The organism is Chryseobacterium pyrolae (genome assembly GCF_025153485.1).
GTDB classification, from domain to species: domain Bacteria; phylum Bacteroidota; class Bacteroidia; order Flavobacteriales; family Weeksellaceae; genus Chryseobacterium; species Chryseobacterium antibioticum.
In genome coordinates this window covers 1-4,351 of sequence record NZ_JANZQH010000021.1, presented here as the reverse complement: position 1 = coordinate 4,351, position 4,351 = coordinate 1, and the positions used below count along the sequence as shown (strand labels likewise).

At 39.6% G+C, this 4,351-nt stretch carries 2 protein-coding genes and 1 pseudogene; all 3 read right to left on the bottom strand.

What is annotated here, in order from left to right:
- On the bottom strand, positions 1–806 hold an 806-nt coding region (locus NZD88_RS21195), incomplete at its 3' end, for a condensation domain-containing protein (protein ID WP_259831815.1).
- A 14-nt stretch (positions 807–820) separates the two neighbouring features.
- The gene (locus NZD88_RS21190; protein WP_259831814.1) at positions 821–4,075 is read right to left on the bottom strand and encodes a non-ribosomal peptide synthetase; all 3,255 of its coding nucleotides are present in this window, start codon (positions 4,073–4,075) and stop codon (positions 821–823) included.
- A 21-nt stretch (positions 4,076–4,096) separates the two neighbouring features.
- Positions 4,097–4,336 (bottom strand): annotated as a pseudogene (locus NZD88_RS21410) (phosphopantetheine-binding protein); the annotation flags it as partial.
- Positions 4,337–4,351 lie beyond the last annotated feature (15 nt).

Below are 4,351 nucleotides of genomic sequence, written 5' to 3'. Positions count from 1 at the left end.
AGATCGCCTGAAAACTGTTCCTGCCAATAAGATTTAGACAACGAAACTCTATTTTCCAACTCTGACTGCTCCCAATAAGCATAATCTTTGTATTGTAACGATAGAGGTGAAAGTACTTCTGTACAGCCCTCCTTAAAACTATCATATAAAGTGAATAATTCCTTTTTTAAGATCCCCATGGACCAACCGTCACTGATGATATGATGCATAACCAAACAGAATATATAACCGCCCCCTGATTGATCTTCAAGAACAGTAAAACGGATCAAAGGACCTGCAGACAAATCAAAAATACGATTGGATTCTGATGAGATAATTTCAGAGACTTTGTTTCCTTCTTTTTCAAAATCCAAAACCAAATGCTGGAAACTATCATCAGGAACTTCTGAAAGAATATACTGGTAAACTTCTCCTTCTGCTGACTCCCGGAAAATAGTCCTGAGAATCTCATGTCTTGATAATAACGAAAAGTAAGACTTTTCTAAGAAATTTATATTCAGATCACCCGAAATCCTGAAAACTTCAGGAATATTGTAAGCACCATCTGCCCCCTCAAATCGACTCAGAATCCATAATCGACGCTGAGACGAAGATAAAGGATAATACTCCAGATCAGGAGCCTTAGAAATAATACGATAGGAAACATCTGCTAACATAAGGTAGGAAATTATTTCCTCCCGATGTAGTGATATTTTATCAATAATTTCTTTCCTGATCTTTCCTTTGTAACTTTTAACAGACAATTTATTATCTATTAAGTTGATATATATAGACTCTTTGTATAAGAGTTCAAATAATTCTTCCATAAATTAGATAAGCTTTATAAAAATACTTCATCAACAAAATCATCATCTTGATTATCAGATAAATTAAGTTCCAACCATTTCTTTTTACTTTGTTCTTTGGTAAGATATTGAGTTATTGACTCTATATTATTCAACTCAAAGAATAAGTGCAAAGAAATCTTCACATTAAACTCCTGATGAATCAACGCTGATAAACGGGCCGCCTTCAAACTGTGACCGCCCAGCTCAAAGAAATTATCTTTGATCCCTATTCCCGACTTCCCTAAAACATCCTCCCAGATAGTAACAAGCTTTGACTCTGTCTCATTACGAGCTGAAACATATTCTGTACCCGTACCTAATGAAGAACCAAAGGCATCGGGCAAATTCCCCCGGTCAATCTTTCCATTACTCGTCAAGGGAAAAGAGGCCAACTGGATATAATGACCCGGAAGCATATACTCCGGAAGACTCATGCGTAAATAATCCCGCAGGTCCGAACCTCTCAATTCAACAGAGCCTGTAAGATAAGCAGCCAACTCCTTCTGACCTTCTCCATTTTCTACCGCCAAAACAACACTGCCTGTTATGTCCGGATGCCCTTGAAGCACTGACTCGATCTCCCCCAACTCAATTCGGTAACCACGGATCTTCACCTGATTATCCTTACGTCCTAAAAACTCAATACTCCCATCTGAATGCCAACGACCTAAATCTCCTGTCTTATACATTCTGGAACCTGAAACAAAAGGATTAGAAACGAACTTCTCCAGGGTAAGATCTGGACGGTTCAGGTAACCTCGCGCCACACCTACTCCTGAAATACAAATCTCTCCAACTACTCCCACAGGACACAGTGAATCTCCCTCAGAGAGTATATAAACCTGAGTATTGGAAACAGGACCGCCTAATAAGGAGCCCTTAAATTCATCCCCCGATCCCGTATAGCTGCGTGTCAATAAAAAGATGGTACATTCAGTCGGCCCATAAAGGGTGATTATTTTTGCATTAGGAAATGTTTTACGGATATCATGCAATACTCCGGTAGGAACCTTGTCTCCTCCAATGAATATATAATCGATATGAGAATATTCTGCATGAGAGTCCATAGCTCTTACCTGAGACAGAAGCTCACTCATTAAAGCAGGAACCGTATGCAAGGAACTCATCTCTCCCAGATGATCCTTAAGATAACCTACATCCTTGCTCTTTTCGTTCCCTAGAACCAAAACTCCGGTTCCCTGCAAAAGAGGATAAAACAATTCGAATAATGAGATGTCAAAAGCATTGGAAGCTAACAAGGGAAAAAGCCCTGAAGACTGGTTAGACAAAGGAAAAGCTGTCGTGACATGGGATAATAAATTCATCAGTCCCTCATGCTCTACCATAACTCCTTTTGGATGCCCCGTTGAACCGGAAGTATAGATCACATAGGCTAAATCTATAGGGATAGGATTAGCCTTAGGACTCGTTATAGAATAATTAGCCTTATCCAGATTGAACAAAAGATATTCTTCGGAATCAATATTGACTTTACAACCACTGTCTTCTATCATATACGCAATACGGTCTGAAGGATAAGAAGGATCAATAGGAACATAAGCTCCGCCTGATTTAAGAATTCCCAAAATCGTAACAATAAGATCCTCAGATCGTTCTAATTGAACACCCACCAAATCTTCTCTGCCAATACTATAATGCATATGAAGATAGTCTGCAAATTGATTCGAGCGCTCATTAAGTTCACGATAGCTCAACTCATGTCCTTCAAAAACCAATGCTCTATGGTCGGGAGTCAATAATACCTGAGAATCAAAAAAATCAAGAACGGTTTTATCCTGAGGATACTCCAATGCAGTCTGGTTGAAACCTTCGGTAAGAAGATAACGATATTCTGATCCCAGAATCTCAAGTTGATCAATTCCTGTTTCAGGAGAATGACAGATTGAGTTTAATAGAATCTCTAAACTCTTTAGCAACTTCTCTGCAAAACTCTTTTCATAAATATCGGTATTATAACCCAAACCGATGGAAAGACCTGAAGAAGTTTCTGAAAAGCTAAAATCTAAATCAAATTTACTTATAACATAGCTGGAATCTGTATAAGAGCCCAGAATTACTCCTTCCAATGTTTCAGCGGAATTGTCAGTACCCCCATCTCCAGAATCCTGAAAACTTAGCATAACATCAAAAACAGGGTTACGGCTTAGATCACGAACAACATTAAGGTCATCAACCAAACGGTCAAAAGGATAAGATTGATGGGAATAGCCGGATAGGGTCATCTCACGAACTGATGAAAGAAAATCTATAAAGCGTTCTTCTCCTTCAATACGGCTGCGAAGCGCCAAGGTATTGACATAGAAACCTATTTGATCCTGTAAATCCGCATGGTCACGACCAGCAACCGGAGTGCCAATAATAAGGTCTTTTTGACCGCTATAACGGTATAATAAAACTTTTACAGCAGACAAAACCGTCATGAAAAGTGTACCTCCGCTATCCAATGAGAGTTGCTTCAATAGGGAAAGAATCTCTATTGATACTGACCCTGAAACATGACAACCATTATAGGTTTTCACTACAGGGCGAGCCCCTTTTGAGGGCAAATGAAGCAACGGAAGGTCTCCTGAAAGCTGAGTCTGCCAATAAACTCTGGAATGAACGGCGGATTGTTCCAGCTCGGATTGTTCCCAGAATGCATAATCCTTGTATTGTAAAGTTAAAGGAGGCAATACTGCAACACGACCCGATTTAAAATGATTATATAAAGTGAATAATTCCCGTTTTAAGATATCCATAGACCACCCATCGCTGATGATATGATGCATCACCAAACAGAAAATATAGCCATCTCCGGAACGGTCTTCAAGAATGGTAAGACGAATCAATGGCCCGTAAGACAAATCAAAAACACGACCCGTCTCCTGAGATAGTGCAGCATCAATGGCTGCCTTTTCTGATGTAAAATCAAACACCAAATGTTCAAAGCTTTCAGCCAATACTTCTGGTAGAACCAACTGAAAGGCCTCGCCAGTTGAGGATTCGCGGAAAACAGTTCTAAGGATCTCATGCCTGGACAACAAGCCAAAGTAGGACTTCTGTAATGAAGACACATCAAAATCCCCCGTAAGACGGAATACAGCTGGAATATTATAAGCCCCCTCAGAACCCTCAAAACGACTCAGAATCCATAAACGACGCTGAGAAGAGGATAATGGATAAAAATCCAAAGAGGGTGCAGAAGGAATAGAAGTATGTTGTTGATAACCTTTGCTATCTAATAACACTCCCTGTTTTTCTATTGTTGATTCAGTAAATATATCCTGGACTGAAATTTTAATATCAAGTTTCTGATGAATCAGTGATGACAGGCGTGTTGCCTTTAAACTGTGACCGCCCAACTCAAAGAAATTATCTTTTACTCCTATCTCTTTTTTTCCTAAAACACTCTTCCAAATCTCAACAAGCTTGGCCTCCGTTTCGTTACGCGCTGAAACATATTCAACACCGGAACCCAATGAAGATCCAAAGGCATCAGGTAAACTCACCCGGGCAATCTTTCC